Genomic DNA, 20087 nt, shown 5'->3' on the forward strand with positions numbered 1-20087 from the left:
GTATGAGGGGAGTGTGCCTTAACCCAGGTTGAGGCACATTCAGAAATACAGATAAAGCCTCGACAAGATGGACCTAACTATTAAGGATAGGTCTCGCGTGACGGTCACAATTAAGTTTGAGCGCCCTTCTTGGCGGCACAACGTAAGAAGCATTAGCTATGAAAGAAATATTAAAAAATTTAGTTGAAACGACAACGCTTCCTGAAGACAGTTATCTTGATCAAGATGCAGAAATTCTTGAAATTTTTGTCGAGGAAATCGAAGAAATTTTCGTTGAGTTAAATGCTTTATTTCCAGAATGGTTGAGTGATCCGGCTCATCAGGAAAACCTGAAAACCATTCGCCGCCATTTTCATACCCTGAAAGGTTCAGGCCGTATGGTGGGGGCTAAATCTGCGGGTGAAATTGCATGGGCAGTGGAAGATACCTTAAACCGGGTACTTTCAGGTTCGATCCAGTTAACGCCTACGATTCAACAGTATGCCAAAGCTGTACTGAATATTTACCAGTTTACTTTATATCCAAAATTCAAACAGGTGCAGGAACTCGATGTTGACCTGCGCCCAGTCGTGCTTTTAGGTCAGCAATTACAACAACAAATGACACCTGAACCGGCTTTAGAAGAACTCTTGCAACTGGCAGACAGTCTGACTGCCGAAGGCCAGATCACAGGTCTTGAGCTAGGTGATTCGGCTGAAGATCAAGATACAACTGCAGCAATAGAAATAAGCACAACAGAATTTGAGCTTGAAGAAGCTGATAGTGAAGATGCTGCACGTAGTGATGTAGAAGAAACCGTGGCGATCTTTATCGAGGAAGCGGAAGAGCATCTCGAAACGATTGCCAAGTTCCTGCGTAGCGAAAATGAAAAAGTGCAGGATTATAATGCATTGATTCGTGCTATTCATACTTTGCGCGGCAGTTCGTCCATGGCACAGATCGAAGAAATCTTCGAGGCCAGCTCTAAAGTAGAACATCTGTTTAAAACACTGCTTCAGGATGAAATTGCATCCACCTCAAAAGAAACTGCTGTATTAATTCAGTATGCTGAATTTGTCAGCGACTATCTGCATTTGTTACGTCAGGGTGATAGCAGCAAACTGGCAGCAGTGTATGCGACTTTTGAGCGTGTCTGGAATGATTATGGCTTCGCAGCCACTGAAACGGAAACAGTTGAAACCCAAGGTCTGGTGACCAAGCTGGTTGAACTGGAGATTGACCTGTTACTGGATGCCGAGTTTGAATTCGATAAACGCGCTAAAGTCGATTATCCAGAATATATTGAGGCTTTAAGCGAGCAGGCTGCCGAGCTGCTTGCACATACAGATAACCGTGCCGCACTGGGTATTCATGAGTTTACGACAGATTTAAAATCTGCCTATGATGCCTTACTAGAAAAACCGGTACTGCTGAACAGCGATTATGCCTATGAGCTGTTTGCCCAGGCACATCAGGAATTCATTCATTTATTCGATACCCTGGCAGCAGGCCAGCGTGTCATTTTAAATGATGATACGCAAAAAACCTTGAGTGAACTTGCTGCATTCGTACAGCAGGATCTGGAAATCTTTGCCGAAGACAATGTCCCTGCTGAACAAGTATCAGAAGAAATTTCTATTCCTGAAGCTGCAACCACAGCCAGCATTGACTTTGCTGCTTTAAGCCAGCGTATTGCCTCTGACCGCCAGTACATCGACAGCGCAGAAACTCAGCGTGATTTCGATGAGGATCTACTGAATATCTTCCTGGAAGAAGCGGATGAATTACTGGTGGGTATTGATGAAGATCTAAATACCTGGAGTAAGAAGCAGGATGATACGACTTCACTTAACAATCTGATGCGTCATTTGCACACCTTAAAAGGTGGTGCAAACATGATTACCGCTTCTCATATCGGTTCGATCTCGCACGAACTGGAAAGTATTTATGAGCGAATCATCCGTCAGCAGATTGCAGTAACGCCTACTTTGATTCAAATCATTCGTCTGGTGCAAGATAACGTTTCTGACCGTATCCAGTCGATCCGTGATGAAGGTATCGATTATCCAGCGGTTGAAGCAATTTCGATTCTGCAAAATATTCAGGCATTGGTGGCTGGTCAAGCTGTTGCAGCTCCAGTAGAAGCATCAATTCCTGTTGTCGAATTTGAATATGCAGAAGCTACTACTGAATCTGTAGAGACAGTAGATGATGCACCGGAAGAGATTGCATTAGAAGATACAAGTTCAGATCTAGAACCGGCCCTAAACTTAGAAGATGAACAAGTTGAGCTGACTGAAACAGAAACTTTGACTGAGCCAGTTGAAATTGTAGCAGAAGAGCGCTCTGAAGAAGATGAACTGAAGTCAATTGTTGAAGAGACTTTCCTTGAAGAGTCAGAAGAGATTCTCGACAATACTGAAAAACTGCTGAACCAATGGTTTGATCAGCGTAGTGACCGTAGCTTATTGCTTCAATTACAACGTGCTGCCCACAGTATCAAGGGTGGTGCGCGCATGGTTGAAAACGAAAAGGTGGCCAGCATTGCGTATGAACTGGAAACCACATTCGAACAGTTTGCGGTATATCACTTTAACTCGAATGCTTATGATGGCCTGCTACAAAAAACGCTAGCTTGGTTAAGACAAGCCATCTTCCAGCGTAACTATAGCAATTTTGAACAGATTCAAAGCAGCTTGAAAAAGATTGCGTATGTGGATGTTACTGCGCAGTTGCCTGAACGTCTGGCTAAAACAGAAACGTTGGTCACTGAAAATAGCTTCGAGTTTGTTGAAGGTGATGGTACTGAGCCACCACGTATGATGGGTGAGTGGGTCGATACCGGTAATACCGATACCAGCCATGAGATGATCCGTATCTCTGCTGATCTGGTTGAGAAGATGATCGACCTGTCAGGCGAGAATGCAATTAACCGTTCGCGTATCGAGATGGACTTAGGCCAACTTGGCAATACCCTGAACGAAATGGAACTGGCAATCAAACGTCTGGCGGACCAGTTGCGCCGAATGGAAGGCGAGCTGGAATCTCAAATTATTGCCAAACATGGTTCAGAAAACTCGCGTTATGCAGACTTTGACCCGCTGGAAATGGACCAATATTCGTCCCTGAACCAGTTGTCCAAGTCGCTTGCGGAATCTGCTTCGGACTTGGTTGACTTCAAGAGCACTCTATCTGACAAGATTCGTGAAACTGAAGGTTTGTTATTGCAACAATCACGGATTCAGGCCGAGATTCAGGAAAGCCTGATGCGTACTCGTCTGGTACCGTTTGACCGGATGTTGCCACGTTTACAACGTATCGTACGTCAGACTTCTACGACTTTAAACCGTCCAGCTGAATTGATTGTTCAGAATAGTGAAGGTGAATTAGACCGTAATATTCTGGAACGTCTGGTAACGCCATTCGAGCATATGCTACGTAATGCGATTGACCATGGTCTGGAAGATACAGCAGATCGAATTGCCCTGAATAAACCAGAAGTCGGTTCAATCCTGTTGAATATTAGCCGTCAGGGTACAGATGTCATCGTCTCATTTAGTGATGATGGTAAAGGTATCGATGCTGAGAAGATTCGTGAGAAAGCACTTAGCCAAGGCCTGATCAAAGAAGATCAGACACTGGATTCGGAAGAGCTATTGCAATTCATTTTTCACCCGGGCTTCAGTACTGCTAAATCTGTAACCCAGATTTCAGGTCGTGGTGTAGGTCTGGATGTAGTACAAAGCGAGATCAAGTCTCTGGGCGGTCACGTATCTGTCAGCTCTGAAGTCGGCAAAGGCACAACCTTCACCATTCGCGTACCGACGACTGTAGCGGTCAGCGATGCCTTGATGGTAAAAGTGGGCGATCAGCAATACGCCGTTTCTCTGGCGCAAATCGACCGTATTGTACGTATTGCACCATCTACTCTGGAAACTTACTTCAACAGTAAAGACGATTTCTTCAAGATTGATGGCGTTAATTACAAATTGCGTTACCTGTCTGAGTTCGTATCGAATCAGCCAATTCCTCGTCTGAACAACGTAGCGCATTCACTGCCAGTATTGCTGATTAAAGGCAACAGTGGTCAAACCATTGCCTTACTTGTGGATCAGTTAGTAGGTTCACGTGCACAGATCGTGGTGAAACCAATCGGCCATCAGTTCGCCAATATTGGTGTAGTCACTGGTGCGACGATTCTTGGTGATGGTCAGGTTTGTCTGATTCTGGATGGTCAGAATATTGCCCGTCAGATCCATGGTACGCAGCGTGTGAAACACATGCAGGATCAACGCGATGGTTCACGTTCTGGCAATGCTCGCCGTCTGGTGATGATCGTGGATGACTCGGTGACTGTACGTAAGGTGACCTCGCGTCTGCTTGAGCGTCAGGGCTATGATATTGTCACCGCCAAAGATGGTGTAGATGCGATTGAGCAGCTTGAAAATGTCCGTCCGGATCTGATGCTGCTGGATATTGAAATGCCGCGTATGGATGGTTTTGAGGTCACGAACCTGGTTCGTCACCACGATATTCACCGTGACCTGCCAATCATCATGATTACTTCACGTACTGGTGAAAAACACCGTGAACGTGCCTTCAGTCTGGGCGTAACCCACTACATGGGCAAACCGTTCCAGGAAGCTGAATTACTGGCGAATATTCAACAGTTAATTGCTGAAAAACAGGGGTCATAAATGAGTCAGAATACGACTAATGCCAAAATGGCTGATCAGATAAGTCAGCAGGAACTTCAGCATTTAATTACGGTATCTACCGGATTTATTGATGCTTATATTATTGACTGTCACGGCAAAGATCCAATGCTGTTACCACAAAATATTGTCCTGTCTGCACTGGATAGTGATACCCAGGTTAAAGTGGTTGAGTGGCATGATGCGCAATTACCGGTTTATGCAGTTAATGATCCTACACGTAAAAGTGGTGTGGCGCTGGTGATTGAAGGAGATGAGGTGCATCAGCGTTTTGCCCTGATGTGTAATGAAATGCCGAAAACCATTCGTCTGCGTATTTCTGAAGTCGTCGATGCTGATCAGCAAGTGACTGACCCCGCAGTATTCCAGTATGTGCGTATGGGGGATCAGTTATTTCACATCCCGCAAATGGGTTATATTCAGTCTTCAATTGGCTTGTAATTCATTACAAAGCACATAAAAAAAGGAACTCTTCTGAGTTCCTTTTTTTACATCTGGTGATTAATTGGCTAACAGGTTCACCAGAATCTGCTCATAAATTTCAGCCAGTGGTTCAAGGTCTGCAATATCGACATGCTCATTAATTTGATGGATTGTGGCATTCAGTACACCGAGTTCTAGGACTTGTGCACCGGTAGGCGCAATAAAACGACCATCTGAGGTGCCGCCTGAAGTTGATAATTCAGTTTCAGTACCAGTCACAGTTAAAATGGCATCTTTAGCGGCATTCACCAGCTCACCTACTGGTGTCAGGAATGGCAGGCCAGATAAAGTCCATGAAATATCATAGTCCACACCATGACGATCCAGAATTTCAAGCATACGTGCTTTTAGTTCTTCAGCAGTCACTTCAGTTGAATAACGCCAGTTGCAGAGCAGGTTCATCGTACCTGGAACAACGTTGGTTGCACCGGTACCGGCATTGATATTTGAAATCTGGAAAGACGTCGCAGGGAAGTATTCATTGCCGTTATCCCAGACTGTTTCGCACAGTTCGGCAATGGCTTTAGACGCTGTATGGATTGGATTTACTGCTAAGTGGGGATAAGCCACATGACCTTGTTTGCCTTTCACGGTCAGGTTGGCATTCAATGAACCACGACGGCCATTTTTAACAATATCCCCCAGTTTATTGGTGCTCGAAGGTTCACCTACCAGACACCAAGTAATTTTCTCATTACGGGCTTCCAGCGTTTCAATCACTTTTACCGTGCCATTGATCGATGGACCTTCTTCATCTGAAGTGATCAGATAGGCAATCGAGCCTTTGTGGTTCGGATATTTTTCGACAAAACGTTCAGTGGCTACAACCATCGCAGCCAAGGCGGTTTTCATGTCGGCACTACCACGGCCATATAGCTTGCCGTCACGAATTTCTGGAGCAAATGGGTCAGAGTTCCAGGCATCCAGGTTGCCGGTTGGCACAACATCGGTATGGCCAGCAAAACAGAAAACCGGGCCTTCAGTACCTTTACGCGCCCAAATATTATCAACATCTTCAAAACGCATTGATTCAATATTGAAACCCACCTTCTTCAAACGTTCTGCCATGATATTCTGGCAGTCATGATCAATAGGGGTCACAGAAGGCTGACGTAATAATTGCAGGCTTAAATCAAGAGTCGCGGAAGATGTCATATGGTGAATTCATAAGTCGATAAATTTGTCGGCTCTATGATAGGCGAATATGGCCTGTAATGTGAATGTTCCGCATAAAAAAACCCTATCTGAGATAGGGTTTGTGGAGAAGCTAGAAAGAGTTTAGTTTTGACGGATTTCTTCAGAAGTTTTTTCTGCAGTGCCTGTTACAGCTTCGCCTGCTTTAGAAACGTCTTTACCCACACCTTTGACAGTGTTACAGCCAGTTAAAACAAAAGCCATTACCAATGAAGCAGCAAGAATTTTTTTCATCATCATCTCCGTATTATCGATAATAAAATTATTATGATGTGGAACTAAGATTAGAAAATATACGACATAAAAAATATGTGGTTTTCATAGTGCTTCGGTTAATAAATGTAATGTTTTAAAAGGGTTTATGCGCAGGAAAGGGTAGTAGAAGCGGGCTGCGATACATATAAAAATCCTCTTGATCAGCCTTTTTATAAAGTCCATTTGTCCACCAATAGGGACTTGAACTGCTGATCTGCGCATTAGGATAAATCCATTCATGACGTTGTAAACGATAGAAGTTAGCCGCTGGGTCGGGAATCTGCTGACCCCATAAGCCTATGCGACGTTGGGTATTGACCCAGTCAGGTAAGGTCTGATCTGCACGATGTACTGGAAGATAAAGCTGGCCTTTTAACATGCAGAAACGCTGCTCAATCTGCTGATCCAGAGCCTCATCAAACTGAAACTGTTTCTGGGTAAAATGCTTCATTTTACGGATTAAAGTATCGGTGCGGTTTAGGCCATACCAGTTTGGCAGGCTAAAATCGGCTTCTGCGAGGTAGTATTTCAGCGCCACTTCCCAATGTTCAGTCAGACCAGCCTCTGTATTGAATAACAGAAAATCCAGTTCACCCAGTGTTTTAGCGCCGTCAATTTTCTGAATGCTATGACCTAAAAGCTTATAAGGATGATAGGCATCATCCAGCAGCCAGAACCAGACCAGCATTTCAAAGCGCAAACCCAGCCGGGTGCTTTTAAGCTGCTGCACGAATTGCTCCAGCTCTTCTGGATGCCGGTCCAGATATTTCAGACGTGGATGATAATTTTGCAGGTGATGTTGCCAAGTCTCAGAATCATGTAAGTCAAAAGCATGGACGACTTCAAGTTCGTCTGGAATTTGAGACAGAAGGTTTGGACTACCGACAGCAAATGCCAGTTGCCGCACCAAAGGATGCTGATAATATTGCCATGCTTCTACAAGATGATGATTTAGACTGGAAAAGGGCATAGCACATCCTGTGAAAAGTGCACAAATACAACGGACAGATTTTAAAAACACTTTATACTACCCCTAATTTTGTGGGTAGGACCGATTTATGAAAATATTGTTTTGGCGAAGCCTGGTCGTACTATTTGTCGTACTGGGTTTTATCGGCGCAATCTTGCCCGGCATGCCAACTACAGTATTTTTAATTCTGGCGGCTTGGGCGGCATCCAAAGGCTGGCCACAGATGGATGCATGGCTGCTGAATCATCCAAAATATGGTCCGACTTTAAGAGCCTGGCGTGCCAATGGTACTGTGCCACGCAAGGCCAAATGGCTGGCCAGTATCATGATGTTTATTAGTGGTATTATCATGTTGTTTACGACAGCACCGCTGGCAGTCAAAATCTTTACTGATGTGACCATGCTGATTGTGGCGATCTGGTTATGGCGTCGGCCCGAACCAGTTCAGGACATAATCCATCCAGAACACATGGCCACAAAGAAAGTAGAACTAGAAACTATCAAGACAGAGAAAGAGAAGTCATGAGCCATTTGCAGCTGGATCAGGCAGAAATCCTGATTGATCTCGCCCAACAAAAACTATATTTGCCAAAATATAATAAGCAGTACCTGATTTCTACGGGTAAGAATGGCATAGGTGAAGCAGAAAATAGTGGCAAGACGCCTCGTGGATGGCATAAAGTCGCTGAAAAGTTTGGCCAGCAGGCACCTTTAAATAGTGTGTTTATTGCCCGTCAAGCGACAGGTGAAATTTATAATGCAGAACTGGCACAGCAATTCCCGCAGCGAGACTGGATTCTCAGCCGGATCTTATGGCTAAGTGGGCTTGAAGAAGGGTTTAACCAGGGCGAGGGTTGTGATACTTACCAACGTTATATCTATATTCATGGTACGCCTGATTCTGAGCCGATGGGTATTGCAATGTCACATGGCTGTATCCGCATGCGGAATACGGATGTGGCCGAGCTGTTTGAACTGGTGAATGAAGATGCACTGGTCTATATTTCAGAACAGCCGCTGAATCTGACTGTTTAAATGACTTAAATGACATAAGAAAATTTGTGGATGATTTAAAATTAATTGAAATATCTTCTATTTAAATAAGGGAAAGTAGATGAGGTCATCGATCATCTATGTACTCTACTTTTATAGACAAATAGACTTAGAAACAGGAGTTATAGCCCGCCAATAAAAGTCATCGATTTGTTTTTAGAGGGCTGCAAGCTTTTAAAATAAAGATTACAGGATCACAACGTTGCGGTGAGCTGGGCTTTGTATAATCTTTCAGCAATACTGAAGTCTGTTGCATGTTCTGGTCTCAATTTTCATGAGTAAAACCGTAAAAATTCGGCTTTTAGTTTCAGAGAGTGTCCTTAGAAAATCGGTATAGACTTAAAAAATAAACAAAAAGTGTTGTTTTTTTTAACAATCAACCTATTTTTTAATCACTCACACCGAAAAAGCAGAAAACAGTCAGAAAAGCGTTTGACAGTCTGTGAAGATTCTCTATAATGCACCTCATCAAGCGATGAAGTCGATTTGAAAGGGCGCTTAGCTCAGTTGGTAGAGCGTCTGCCTTACAAGCAGAATGTCGGCGGTTCGATCCCGTCAGCGCCCACCAAGCTTCTTTCAAAGTTGAGACACTTATAGTGCAGCGGTAGTTCAGTTGGTTAGAATACCGGCCTGTCACGCCGGGGGTCGCGGGTTCGAGTCCCGTCCGCTGCGCCACTTTAAGTTCTTGATAAATCGTTTGCCACAATAGCGACATTGTGTAAGTGCAGCGGTAGTTCAGTTGGTTAGAATACCGGCCTGTCACGCCGGGGGTCGCGGGTTCGAGTCCCGTCCGCTGCGCCATTTACATGATAGACCTTTTGAGGGCGCTTAGCTCAGTTGGTAGAGCGTCTGCCTTACAAGCAGAATGTCGGCGGTTCGATCCCGTCAGCGCCCACCAGATTTTTTGTGATGCAGCGGTAGTTCAGTTGGTTAGAATACCGGCCTGTCACGCCGGGGGTCGCGGGTTCGAGTCCCGTCCGCTGCGCCATCCTAAGAATCAAACAGTTTGACCCTTTAAGGGCGCTTAGCTCAGTTGGTAGAGCGTCTGCCTTACAAGCAGAATGTCGGCGGTTCGATCCCGTCAGCGCCCACCATATCTTCTAAAGATATACGCGATGCAGCGGTAGTTCAGTTGGTTAGAATACCGGCCTGTCACGCCGGGGGTCGCGGGTTCGAGTCCCGTCCGCTGCGCCATTTTTCATTCCCTGATGTGGAAAATGTGTTTCAAAATTCAAGACTACGCGCTTCGCTTGTCTTGCATCATAAAATAGCAGTGCTATTTTATTCTTCAGGGCGCTTAGCTCAGTTGGTAGAGCGTCTGCCTTACAAGCAGAATGTCGGCGGTTCGATCCCGTCAGCGCCCACCATATCTTTCTTGCCTAAATCCTGAATATTTCATAGAATTCGAAGTCTATAATAATTTGAAGATTTCAGACTATGAGAAATCCATATCAGCGCAAGGCAGCGATCAAATCGCAAAATACCGCCTACGATCCGCTACAAGTTTATAAAAATTTTATTGAAGCTATTGTTGCCCAAGGTGGCATTTTTGCACTTTACCAAGAGGGCTGGGCTTTATGTGCCACGCCGACAGGACAGCGTGCTTTCGCGACCTGGCAAAGCAAAGGTCTGGCCAGACTACTCATTAAAGATAACTGGGCCAATTACCAGATTCAGGAAATTACCCTCAAAGATTTTGTTGAAAAGGTCATTCCTTTCTTACGTCAGGAAAGCACTATTGTGTCATTGGATCTGACACCGGAAGGGCAGAATATTCTGGTTGCGCCTGAAAAACTTTTGCTGGATCTTAAAAACTACCTGTATCAGGTCTATGTACAGAAACCTGAACTATTCAAAAATCCAGCGATTCCTTCGCCAAGGCATATCCGTTTAAATTAATTTAATGCTTAAGTCACTTATTCAGATAGTGAATATTCATTGAGCAACCAGCCACTCAAAAAGGCAAAATATTCTCTTAACCAGGAGTTATAGCGCAGATAAAGAGGAGTACTGGCACTCAAACTAATCACTTGCTGATAACCTTGGTGTCTGGCAATGGCACGAGCACGAGGACTATGAAAATCACTGGTTGCAATCGCAATCGGATCATTTTGACTTATATTTTGTTGTTCCAATATCACTTGAGAATACATCAGGTTTTGAGCAGTACTTCTGCTTCGATCTTCAAGTTGGATAGGATTGATGAGTTCTGGGTAGGTGGTGTGGATATAGTGTTGCATGACTTCAGCCTCACTTTGCCTTTCCCGATAATTACGCCCACCTGTCATAATCATTAAAGCATCTGGATAGTGTGCTGCATATTTAGCTGCAGTATCCAGACGGCTTTTTAAGATGGGTGAGGGCTGTCCATTCGTAATCCCGCTGCCTAAAACCAGAATAGCGGCAGGAGGCTGTGTAGATTCATTTGAATGAATGGACATCTGGATATAAGCGAAGAAGATTGCGACACTGATTATCCAGAGTAGAAATCCGGCCCAGAGGCTATTCCAGAACCAGATTCTAAATCTGGAATACTGTTTCCAGCGTTGAATGCCTGAAAAGAGCAGAGCATACAGGATCAGTGCTACGCTAATGAAAATTGGCAAAAGAACACCGAAATGTCTTTGTCCCTGACTTATTAACCAGAGGCTGTTTATGCCAAGGATCAAACCAAAGATCAGGCTGAGACTTCGTTTAAGTTGGCTGGATATTTGGATACTCATATTTTTATTAATCTTTTTATCTTTTCTTCTATCTTATTAATAAAAAACCGGGCATGAAGCCCGGTCTTTTATAGATCAGCTGATCTTAATATACATCACGACGATAACGACCATCCAGACGTAATTGATCCACTGTGCTTTCACCGAGAATTTCAATCAGAGCCTGATCGACATCGCTGGCCATGCCATTAATGCTACCACACACATAAATCACGGCGCCTTGAGCGACCCAGAGTTTCAATTCTTCAGCTTGCTCACGCAATTTATGATGCACATAAACTTTTTCCTGCTGGTCACGAGAGAAAGCAAGGTCCAGTCGTTTTAATGTACCCATTTGCAGCCAGGCCTGAATGGTTTCTTCAAAGAAGAAATCATGGGCACGCTGACGTTCACCAAAGATGAGCCAGTTCTGAGTATAGTCCTGACGGTTACGCGCACTCAGCAAGCTCATCAAACCTGCGATCCCCGTACCATTACCAATACAGATAATCGGACGGTTATCTGCAATCAGATGGAAAGATTCATTCTTGCGAATACGCAGGGCAATCGGTGAATTTAGGGCAGTATGCTGTGTTAACCAGCCTGAGCCCAGACCTAACTGGCCTTGTGCATCAGATTGCTGACGCACGACCAGACGTAGCACTTGCTGACTTGGAATACTGGCGATTGAATATTCACGTGTAGCAAGAGTTGGTAATTGCTGTAACAGCTCATCTACTGAATCAAAAGGATCAACCTGAGTCAAATCACGATTCCAAAGTGCCTGTTCGATACTTTGCTTCAGAGAAGGCACTTGTGTACCCGCGGCAATACGGTATTTCTCCATAAATGCACGGATACGTTCAGGGCTGTTTCCTGGCTGGATTTCGGCAATATCACCTGCCTGCCAGACGGCTTCATGCTGTGGAACCAGTTCAATATTGAACGCAGGCGCACCAAGACTGTCTGGATTCAGCAATTCACGTTTGCTCAAAGTCCATTGATCAAAGGTTTTATCGATACCCATATCCTGCAATTCAAATTGAGTCACATGGGCAAGGGCATTGGTCCATTGCTGGATATGCTCATTATTTGCATTATCCACTTCGATAGTCTTGAAGAGCTGCTTGGCACCATTCTGCTGTAACCACTGGTCAATACGATGACCGAAGCTGCAATAGGTGTCCGGGTATTCCTGAGAGCCTAGAGCCAAAACTGCATAATTGAGATGATTAAGATCCGCTTTGGCAGACAAAATTTTCTTTTCAAAAGAGGAGGCTAGGTCAGGTGCTTCACCTGTGCCATAAGTACTGGCTACAAATAGAACCTGTTCTGCCTGTTGCAGATCTTCAAGGCTTAGTTGCTGTACTGCTTTAACGCTGACAGGTTGACGTGCTTCCTGTAAGGCAGTAGCTGTGCGCCATGCCAGTTGTTCAGAGACACCCGTTTGTGAAGCATACGCAATCAGCCAAGGCTTGGCATTTGGATCCAGAGGCAGGGCAGTTGCCCCTTGGCGTGCAGCCAGAGTAAGTTTTTTCTGCTTACGACGTTTCAGATAGAGCATCCAGCCGGTCACGAAGAACAATGGCATTAATAATGCAGCAATCATGACCAGGAACTGGTAAATAGGACCAAAAAAGCTGCCACGGTGCACAGGTAACATACTGCTCATGATTTTTTCATTGAGCTTTTTATCTTCATAGAGCTGGACTTCGGTAAACTCAGCACTGCGATAATTATAAGTCGCATTGTTGCGGGCACGTTCATGCTGTGCCACAGGGTCAACAAAACTCAACTGCATTTCACCATCCGGTTTTTTCGGCAGGTTAAATGTCACAGTTGAATATTTGCCTGCAAATTGAGTACTGAAGCCAGCCCAGCTTTGATCCAGTGCACGTGAAATACTTTCTGGACTCATGCCAGCTTCTTCACGGCCTTCACCACGTTGTCCGCGTTCACCACGAGGACCACGTTCACCACCTTCGCCGCGACCGCCATTGGCCTGCATTTCTGGTTGTGGACGTTCTACGCCCAGAACTTTATACATACCATCACGCCACCAGCCATAAGACCAGGTAAGACCGGTACAAGCCAGAATTAGGTAGAAAATTACCACCCAGGTACCCACCACTGCATGCAGATCCCAGATAAAGTTACGGCCTTTCAGTTGTGGCTTCACTGCCAACCATTGCTTGATCGAATGACGTTTTGGCCAGCGTAAATACAGGCCAGACAAAACGAAAAAGATCAGCATCAGGGTACACGCACCGGTAATCTGTTTACCGACGGGTCCTACCGTTAAATTACGATGTAGTTGCTGTACAAACTGGAAGAATTCACGACCTTTAATTTCAGGCAATACTTCAGCCGTGTAGGGGTTGACCATCATGTTATAACCACGACGTGCTCCCTCTTTCGCAATATTGACCGTACTGGAGGCACTTGGATCCTGTGCGACGGTAATACTGTTAATTTTCATTTCAGGGTTTTGGTTCTGGAAATGCTGATACAGCTGGGCAGGGCTAAGCTTGTCTCGCTCTTGAACCTGTACAGTATAACTGTCGCTATTCATCCATTTTAAGATTTGCGGCTCATAAGAATAAATAGCACCCGTGACTCCCATAATTGAGAGAATCAAACCTGCAGTAATCCCCAGAAACCAGTGGATTTGGAAAAATGTCTTTTTAAACATGATGGTCAGATTTATGGTGGTATGTGTAAAAGTAGGCAAATTATAACTGAAGAATCAGAATAAATTATAGATTATGATGATAATATTTATTCTCATTATCATTTGTGTCGATGAGTTGGATAAAAGATAGACGTAAAAAAACCTCCATGTCGAAACAGGAGGTCTTTCAAAACCGGGATATATCTTAGATTTCTTTTGGTGCGCCCACTTCTTCTTGCAGATGCTTGCGAATGGTCGCGAAAGAGAAGTTTTTACTGTCTAAACGTTTAGGCAGGATATAAGCACCTTGCTGACCTTTGACTTTAAAATTGATCAGCATGAATTCCGGCGTGTTATACCATTCATAAATGTCTTTCCAGCCAATAGCACCCACGCCTTCCTGCATGCCCATTTTCTGGCGCATCACGATACCATGTGGCTGTACGCCCAGACGGATACCTTTAATTTCCTGTACCGGAAATTCATTCATCTTGCGTTTAACATACCATTCCAGACCGAAAGTACGGATCAGGTAATACAGGACTACACAGACAATCGCTACCCAGCAGATGACTGTTGAGTAGTTCTTGATCAGGATAATTCCCAGAATAGACAAGGCAACAATAGCACCCATGATCAGCCAGGCTTTCATGCCAATTTTATTGGTACTACGCCAGATCATCAGCTGAGCATGACGCTGCTCAGCTTCTGAAATTTCATAGTTCACAGGCTGTAGGGTATAAGCGTATAAATTTTTCGCGGTCATAATGAAATTAACAGATTTAAAACTGTAAAAAGTTTAGCATTAATTATGCTGATTCAGTGAGTATATTGTTCCAAAATCGGCCAAATTATAATGAAGCCAATTCAGTGGCCTGTTCGTCACGTTCGTGACTTAAACTTTGCTTTAACTGACTCAATTGCTTCAAGATACTAAACATTAAAGACAACTGTTGCAAAATGATCAGTGGTTTCTGGTCTTCTTCCTGCTGTTGTGACAGACGCTGACGGATATTCTGGATCATATTCTGGGTACTTAGGTCAGGGACTTCATCATAAAGCAGGGCACCACTAATATTTTCTAGGGCTTGGTCTAGCAAGTCCAGCACATCCTGATCCTGAATTTTTTCACGATGCGCACCCAGCGCGGCAATATAACTGATAAAAGTATGATTCAGGCACAGGAACTCAAAAGCCTGTGATTTTTGCACCGGATCAAAATCAGGTTCAGTGGCCAAAGTCGAAATCAGGGAAGCCACTTCAGCATCCGTATTATGAGCTGCACGACGTACCACGCGGTAGGTCAGACCATTATTTCGTCCAGACTTATACTGTTCAATCACTTCACTCAAGTAGTCACATTCTGCCTGCAGACTACGGCTAATGCTGCGCGGCAAGCGACGGAATTTCCAATCCGGGAAGATAAAGCTCACGCCAAACCAGGCAATCGCACAGCCAATCAGGGTATCAATCATACGGGGGATAGCTGCGGCAAAGCCCATACCGTCCAAGTTAAAGTTGATCAGGGCCAGAATGGTAATGAAGGCAGTGGCCTGTGCATACTGTTTACTACGTAATTCAAAGAACAGAATTCCACTCAAAATTAACAGTAATAATTGCCCTTCAACGGAAGGAATGAAGTACAAAATGGCATATCCCAAAAGAATACCTGCCAATGTTCCTACGATGCGTAAACGTAAGCGGCGTTTGGTGGCATTGAAGTTAGGTTGGCTGACAAAAAGCGCAGTTAGTAGAATCCAGTAGCCATATTGAATATCGGTCAGCTGGACAATGATATAACTGATCAGCAGCACAATCGACAGGCGAATAGCATGACGGAACAACACGGATTCAGGCGTCAAATGCTGCTTGACCCGAATCTTGATATCTTCCCAGCCTTTCAGGTCGTCATCTTTGAGCTGGTTTTCAATATGTTTAGCACGATCAAATTTGATATTACGTTCAGTTTCCAGGTTGCGTAACTGCGCATCAATGGATTTCAGATTCTGGAATAAAGCAAATAGGGCATTGATCCAGACCTGATCATACTGCTGTTCTGTACGCAATTTTTCCAGGGACAATCTCAGGTTTTCAAAGGCATGTTTGAAGCGTTTATTATGTTTATAGGTTTTGCGCTGCTGAATGCTTTCACTCAGGTCTTTACAGGCTTTGCCCTGAATCGACAGGATGCGCTGAAAACGGAACAAAACGTCGCTGTGTTCAAAAATCTTGGCCAGTTTCTGATAATCAATATGCGCAGAATCGGCACGCTCGTGAATATCTTGCGCTACAAAATAGTATTGCAGGCTACGACGAGTATCTTTCTGACCCCGGTCACCTTTCAGGCGGGTCAGAAGGACAGTCTTCATTTCATTAAAAATTGAAATCAGTTTGCCATTTTCCAGTGACAGCTCGATCATACTTTGCTGATAACTTTTTGCCGTCATGTCGACATCGAACAGATTCGATTTGGCATAGAGGAAATCACCCAGTGAAGCATAGCACTTGGCTAAGTTATCCTGTGCACGTCGCGCAGGAAACAGTAGAAAGCTGAGGGTCGACAAAAAGCCATACCAGACCGCACCAATCAGCAGCAAGCTTGCCTGCTGATACCATCCATCAAAAAGTTCAACCCCCAGCATGGAATAGACAGAAATCACCAGACAGCCATAGGAAATCGTGGCATAACGTCGACCAAGCGAGCCAAGCAGAATCAGGACAATACAAGAAACAATGAGGGCAGAAGCAAACAGCAGCGGATAAGGAAATAACAGATAGACTGCCACTGCGGTAATGAAGAAGCCTAAATAGGTATAGAACAGATTCAGGATACGTACGGAAAAGCGGTCATCAATATCGCTTAAACCTGCGGCCACCACTCCAAGGGTGAGTGGAATAGTCATTAACTGCTGTCCCATGAAATAGGGAACAAAGGCAGTGCCTGCAAAAGCGATCAGCATACGCAGGTTATACATCAGGGTCGTATTATAAGTCGCGTGCTTAAGACGATTGAGCCAAGATTTCAACGGTGATCCTTTCTCTTGCAGTCTTTGCTGCAAAGCTGAATATACATATGAGAAAAAGTATATTTATAACTTTTAATTTCCATGTAAATCATACTATGCGCTATGTTAATTTGTCTGCCTACTGCGCATTAAAATCTTTAATTACATGAACTCCAATACGACAGCACCACGACCTTATGCCATGTCCTGGATTATTTTGCTGGCTTCACTGACTGCACTTGGTCCTTTATCCATTGATATGTATCTCTCTGCCTTGCCAGAAATGGCAGCGGATTTTGGTGTCAGTACCCAGATGGTCTCCAATAGTCTGCCAGCTTATTTCCTTGGACTGGCGGTTGGGCAGTTGCTATATGGCCCGATCAGTGACCGGATTGGACGTAAGCCACCGCTTTATTTTGGATTGAGTCTGTATATTCTGGCCAGCCTGTTATGTATGTTTGCACAGAATGAATGGAGCCTGATTGCAGCACGGGTATTACAAGCCTTAGGAGGATGTGTAGGAGTCGTGGTTGCCCGAGCAACCATTCGTGATCGGCTGGATATGCAGGCGGCTGCCCAGGCCTTTGCCAGCATGATGATTGTAACGACCATTGCACCGATTATTGCGCCAAGTCTCGGCGCATGGGTACTGATGTTCTTTGAGTGGAATATTATTTTCTTGGTGCTGATGGGCTGTGGCTTGTTTAGTCTGGTCTGTGTGCATTTTTTCTTTCAGGAAACCTTGCCCCCGGAACGCCGTCTTAAACTGAATTTACAGCAGGTATTGAGTTTATACCGAACCATTTTTCAGGATGAAAGTTTCAGACGACCGATGCTGGTGGGCTGTTTTTCTGGGGCGGTGATGTTCTGCTATATCAGCGCTTCTTCAGCCATTCTGATGGATCATTATCATCTCACTGAACAGCAGTTTGCTTATGCTTTCGGGGGGAATGCTGTGGGAATCATGCTGTTTTCGACCATGAATAAGCATCTGGCTCAATATCTTTCAGTATTAAGTCGTTTAAAACTAGGTGCCTCTTTACAGGGAATCGGTGTCCTGGCTTTACTGGTTTTAGGCTATCTGAATATTGAATCTGTTGTTCTGGTCATGGCGGCCTTATTTGTCGTTGTGGCCTCGATTGGTTTTGTGGGACCGAATGCGATGGCGCTGGCCATGGCAGAGCAGGGCGCGCGTGCGGGAACCGCCAGTGCGATCATGGGCAGTATGCAATTTGCCTGCGGTTTGTTGGGTGGGGTTTTGCTGAACTTTATGCTGTGGGATGCTTTATTCAATATGGCCTTGGTAATGGCGATCTTTGTAGTTATAGCCTTTAGATCTGTATTGAAATTAGAACTGCCTAGAGTTAAACAGAAATAAGGAGCTGCAAGAACTCTATATCTCTGTCAGACAATCCAAGCAGCTCAAAGTTGATGCTTGGATCATGGCTTATCAAATCTTATTCATCTACAAAAACGGCAAATTCCTCTACCGGGACACGTGGGGTGATAAAGGTATTTACGATATGGTCTGGATCTGCATAGCCTAGTGACATGCCACAGACCAGCTCTTCATCTTCACCTGCTCCCAGTACATCTAGCACAATGCTATGAAAATGATTCCAGGCAGCCTGCGGACAGGTATCCAGACCACGTGCCTTGGCAGCCAGCATCACGTTTTGAATCATCATGGAAATATCCATTTTTGAACCTACGCCCAAATCTTTATGTAAGGTGAAGAATAGCCCCACTGGTGCATCAAACAGTTCAAAATTACGCAGGTTCTGGCGCGCCATTTTTTCTTTTTCGCCTTTCTGGATATTCAGCAAACCATATAAGCCCCAGCCATTTTCACGGCGTCGGTCGATATAAGGAGAGAACCATTGTTCGGGATAATAGGCAAAGGTTTCTTTATATTGCTCGGCCAGTGCCGGATTCTGGTAAAGCTCCATTTGCGCCTGACAGACACGCTGCACCAGCTCATCACGCTTTTTCCCTGTCAGCACATATACTTTCCATGGCTGGGTATTGGTCCCTGAAGGGGCGCGGCTGGCCACAGTCAAAATGTCTTTGAGCATGTCGGTACTGACCGGCGTATCCAGAAAAGCACGAACTGAATGACGGGAAGTAATGGTTTGATCTACAGCATGAACGAGGTTTTGATCCATTCTAATTTCCAATCTCATATCCTTAATGATGGTGAACTGACTATAAACCAAACAAACTCTGTCGGGCAGGGGGAATTTTAGTTTCACAGTGAATTATGATGATTAATAAAAATCACATGAATGAGAATGCACTTAAGAGATATAGAAGTTATATAAATAGCCTAAGAAATTTATTGAATGCTTAAACAAAACTCCTTCTAAAAATGCAACAGATATTTTAGATGCTGATATCTTGAGCAATTAACATCGATGGCTGGAACTAAAAGGAAAGTTAAGAACAAAATAGAATGAATAAAATTCAATCTTAAAAATAAAATTAAATATCCGTTTTTACGTTCAATTAATATTTTATTTCGATTAAAATTTGGGGGTAGTAAACTATAAAAAATAAGAAGTTATAATTATTTTTTATATATTCACTAACTATAGTTAATAAAAAACAATAAAACTTTATACAAAGAAACAGCATAATGTGCGACTTTTCAGTTGAATACATGCATTTTGAAGAAATAATGAAGATTGCATGGTCAAGCTCTATTTGAAATATCTTATTGCAAATGACTTGATGAACTCAGTTAGGTTAAAAGCACTCATGCAGCAATTCATGCTGGTTGAGAAGTAAAAAATATAGGCTGGATGTTATCGCTATGAGTTGCACGTTTAGATGAATTTACGCATCTGACGTAGCTTATGCAATCAGCATAAGGCCGTTTTTCGCTTTTATAAATCTCTCACTGAATATGATCATCACGATGATATTCATAAGTTTGAAACAGATGCGGAATGCTTTGTTGATTCTAAAGGCGATGGATGAATGAAGTAGATGACAATTACATGGGGTAATGTAAGGTTTTCTTCTGTGGAAATGAATCGCAACACGACTTTTAGAATGACA

Annotated in this window: 14 protein-coding genes and 8 tRNA genes; 14 read left to right on the forward strand and 8 right to left on the reverse strand. The window is 44.0% G+C overall.

The genetic code is table 11. From position 1 onward, the window contains the following. Window positions 1–158: 158 nt before the first annotated feature. Entirely contained in the window at window positions 159–4676 is a 4518-nt protein-coding gene (locus tag FTV25_RS02370) for an Hpt domain-containing protein (RefSeq protein WP_180002146.1), read from the forward strand. After that, window positions 4677–5135 carry a hypothetical protein gene (locus FTV25_RS02375; protein ID WP_004784978.1) on the forward strand — a complete coding sequence of 153 codons (459 nt, stop codon included), beginning with the start codon at window positions 4677–4679 and terminating at the stop codon, window positions 5133–5135. A 60-nt stretch (window positions 5136–5195) separates the two neighbouring features. Here FTV25_RS02375 and dapE read toward each other — a convergent pair whose 3' ends face one another. The 3 genes from dapE to FTV25_RS02390 all read right to left on the reverse strand — a co-directional run bounded on the left by dapE (window position 5196) and on the right by FTV25_RS02390 (window position 7596). After that, window positions 5196–6332: a succinyl-diaminopimelate desuccinylase gene (gene dapE / locus FTV25_RS02380; RefSeq protein WP_004784977.1), complete on the reverse strand. Its 1137-nt coding sequence runs from the start codon at window positions 6330–6332 to the stop codon at window positions 5196–5198. Window positions 6333–6455: 123 nt separating this feature from the next. Continuing rightward, window positions 6456–6605, reverse strand: a complete 150-nt coding sequence (locus tag FTV25_RS02385; RefSeq protein ID WP_004784975.1) for an entericidin A/B family lipoprotein — start codon at window positions 6603–6605, stop codon at window positions 6456–6458. Window positions 6606–6720: 115 nt separating this feature from the next. Beyond that, window positions 6721–7596 (reverse strand): DUF1853 family protein, encoded by an 876-nt coding sequence (locus tag FTV25_RS02390; protein ID WP_004784973.1) that lies wholly within the window; start codon window positions 7594–7596, stop codon window positions 6721–6723. 88 nt (window positions 7597–7684) lie between these two features. On the opposite strand from FTV25_RS02390, the gene FTV25_RS02395 reads away from it, so the two are divergent. The 11 genes from FTV25_RS02395 to FTV25_RS02445 all read left to right on the forward strand — a co-directional run bounded on the left by FTV25_RS02395 (window position 7685) and on the right by FTV25_RS02445 (window position 10548). After that, complete coding sequence (locus FTV25_RS02395) at window positions 7685–8122, forward strand: YbaN family protein (protein ID WP_125278257.1); 438 nt, start codon at window positions 7685–7687, stop codon at window positions 8120–8122. Further along, the gene (gene elsL / locus FTV25_RS02400) at window positions 8119–8631 is read left to right on the forward strand and encodes a cell wall-recycling L,D-carboxypeptidase ElsL (protein ID WP_180002145.1); all 513 of its coding nucleotides are present in this window, start codon (window positions 8119–8121) and stop codon (window positions 8629–8631) included. The genes FTV25_RS02395 and elsL overlap by 4 nt, the downstream gene beginning before the upstream one ends. 510 nt (window positions 8632–9141) lie before the next feature. Continuing rightward, window positions 9142–9217: transfer RNA gene (locus tag FTV25_RS02405), tRNA-Val, on the forward strand. A gap of 30 nt (window positions 9218–9247) precedes the next feature. Then, window positions 9248–9324, forward strand: a tRNA-Asp gene (locus tag FTV25_RS02410). A 49-nt stretch (window positions 9325–9373) separates the two neighbouring features. Further along, window positions 9374–9450 (forward strand) — tRNA-Asp (locus FTV25_RS02415). Window positions 9451–9471: 21 nt separating this feature from the next. Then, window positions 9472–9547: transfer RNA gene (locus tag FTV25_RS02420), tRNA-Val, on the forward strand. A gap of 13 nt (window positions 9548–9560) precedes the next feature. Beyond that, a tRNA-Asp gene (locus FTV25_RS02425) sits at window positions 9561–9637 on the forward strand. A 30-nt stretch (window positions 9638–9667) separates the two neighbouring features. Continuing rightward, window positions 9668–9743: transfer RNA gene (locus tag FTV25_RS02430), tRNA-Val, on the forward strand. A 23-nt stretch (window positions 9744–9766) separates the two neighbouring features. Then, window positions 9767–9843, forward strand: a tRNA-Asp gene (locus tag FTV25_RS02435). 97 nt (window positions 9844–9940) lie between these two features. Further along, window positions 9941–10016, forward strand: a tRNA-Val gene (locus tag FTV25_RS02440). A gap of 70 nt (window positions 10017–10086) precedes the next feature. Then, window positions 10087–10548, forward strand: coding sequence for a DUF2750 domain-containing protein (locus FTV25_RS02445; RefSeq protein WP_004784968.1), 462 nt, complete (start codon window positions 10087–10089; stop codon window positions 10546–10548). Window positions 10549–10565: 17 nt separating this feature from the next. Here the strand turns inward: FTV25_RS02445 and FTV25_RS02450 are convergent, their stop codons facing one another. The 4 genes from FTV25_RS02450 to yccS form a co-directional block, all read right to left on the reverse strand. After that, complete coding sequence (locus FTV25_RS02450) at window positions 10566–11360, reverse strand: YdcF family protein (RefSeq protein ID WP_180002162.1); 795 nt, start codon at window positions 11358–11360, stop codon at window positions 10566–10568. A gap of 97 nt (window positions 11361–11457) precedes the next feature. Further along, window positions 11458–14043, reverse strand: coding sequence for a sulfite reductase flavoprotein subunit alpha (locus tag FTV25_RS02455; RefSeq protein WP_180002144.1), 2586 nt, complete (start codon window positions 14041–14043; stop codon window positions 11458–11460). A gap of 184 nt (window positions 14044–14227) precedes the next feature. After that, complete coding sequence (locus FTV25_RS02460; protein WP_004784963.1) at window positions 14228–14788, reverse strand: YcxB family protein; 561 nt, start codon at window positions 14786–14788, stop codon at window positions 14228–14230. 85 nt (window positions 14789–14873) lie between these two features. Beyond that, window positions 14874–17048, reverse strand: a complete 2175-nt coding sequence (gene yccS, locus FTV25_RS02465) for a YccS family putative transporter (RefSeq protein WP_180002143.1) — start codon at window positions 17046–17048, stop codon at window positions 14874–14876. 145 nt (window positions 17049–17193) lie between these two features. Between yccS and FTV25_RS02470 the strand changes: the two genes are divergently transcribed. Continuing rightward, window positions 17194–18405, forward strand: coding sequence for a multidrug effflux MFS transporter (locus tag FTV25_RS02470; RefSeq protein WP_180002142.1), 1212 nt, complete (start codon window positions 17194–17196; stop codon window positions 18403–18405). Window positions 18406–18484: 79 nt separating this feature from the next. Here FTV25_RS02470 and FTV25_RS02475 read toward each other — a convergent pair whose 3' ends face one another. Further along, entirely contained in the window at window positions 18485–19192 is a 708-nt protein-coding gene (locus tag FTV25_RS02475; RefSeq protein ID WP_159123381.1) for a nitroreductase, read from the reverse strand. Window positions 19193–20087 lie beyond the last annotated feature (895 nt).

It is taken from the genome of Acinetobacter sp. YH12249 (genome assembly GCF_013417475.1).
Taxonomy (GTDB): Bacteria; Pseudomonadota; Gammaproteobacteria; order Pseudomonadales; family Moraxellaceae; genus Acinetobacter.

Excerpts from the sequence above, each read along its gene's own strand:
- FTV25_RS02460 (WP_004784963.1), bottom strand. The coding sequence starts at position 14,788 with ATGACCGCGAAAAATTTATACGCTTATACCCTACAGCCTGTGAACTAT.
- FTV25_RS02395 (WP_125278257.1), top strand. The coding sequence starts at position 7,685 with ATGAAAATATTGTTTTGGCGAAGCCTGGTCGTACTATTTGTCGTACTG.
- elsL (WP_180002145.1), top strand. The coding sequence starts at position 8,119 with ATGAGCCATTTGCAGCTGGATCAGGCAGAAATCCTGATTGATCTCGCC.
- FTV25_RS02390 (WP_004784973.1), bottom strand. The coding sequence starts at position 7,596 with ATGCCCTTTTCCAGTCTAAATCATCATCTTGTAGAAGCATGGCAATAT.
- FTV25_RS02470 (WP_180002142.1), top strand. The coding sequence starts at position 17,194 with ATGAACTCCAATACGACAGCACCACGACCTTATGCCATGTCCTGGATT.
- FTV25_RS02370 (WP_180002146.1), top strand. The coding sequence starts at position 159 with ATGAAAGAAATATTAAAAAATTTAGTTGAAACGACAACGCTTCCTGAA.
- FTV25_RS02385 (WP_004784975.1), bottom strand. The coding sequence starts at position 6,605 with ATGAAAAAAATTCTTGCTGCTTCATTGGTAATGGCTTTTGTTTTAACT.
- FTV25_RS02475 (WP_159123381.1), bottom strand. The coding sequence starts at position 19,192 with ATGGATCAAAACCTCGTTCATGCTGTAGATCAAACCATTACTTCCCGT.
- FTV25_RS02375 (WP_004784978.1), top strand. The coding sequence starts at position 4,677 with ATGAGTCAGAATACGACTAATGCCAAAATGGCTGATCAGATAAGTCAG.
- dapE (WP_004784977.1), bottom strand. The coding sequence starts at position 6,332 with ATGACATCTTCCGCGACTCTTGATTTAAGCCTGCAATTATTACGTCAG.
- FTV25_RS02445 (WP_004784968.1), top strand. The coding sequence starts at position 10,087 with ATGAGAAATCCATATCAGCGCAAGGCAGCGATCAAATCGCAAAATACC.
- FTV25_RS02455 (WP_180002144.1), bottom strand. The coding sequence starts at position 14,043 with ATGTTTAAAAAGACATTTTTCCAAATCCACTGGTTTCTGGGGATTACT.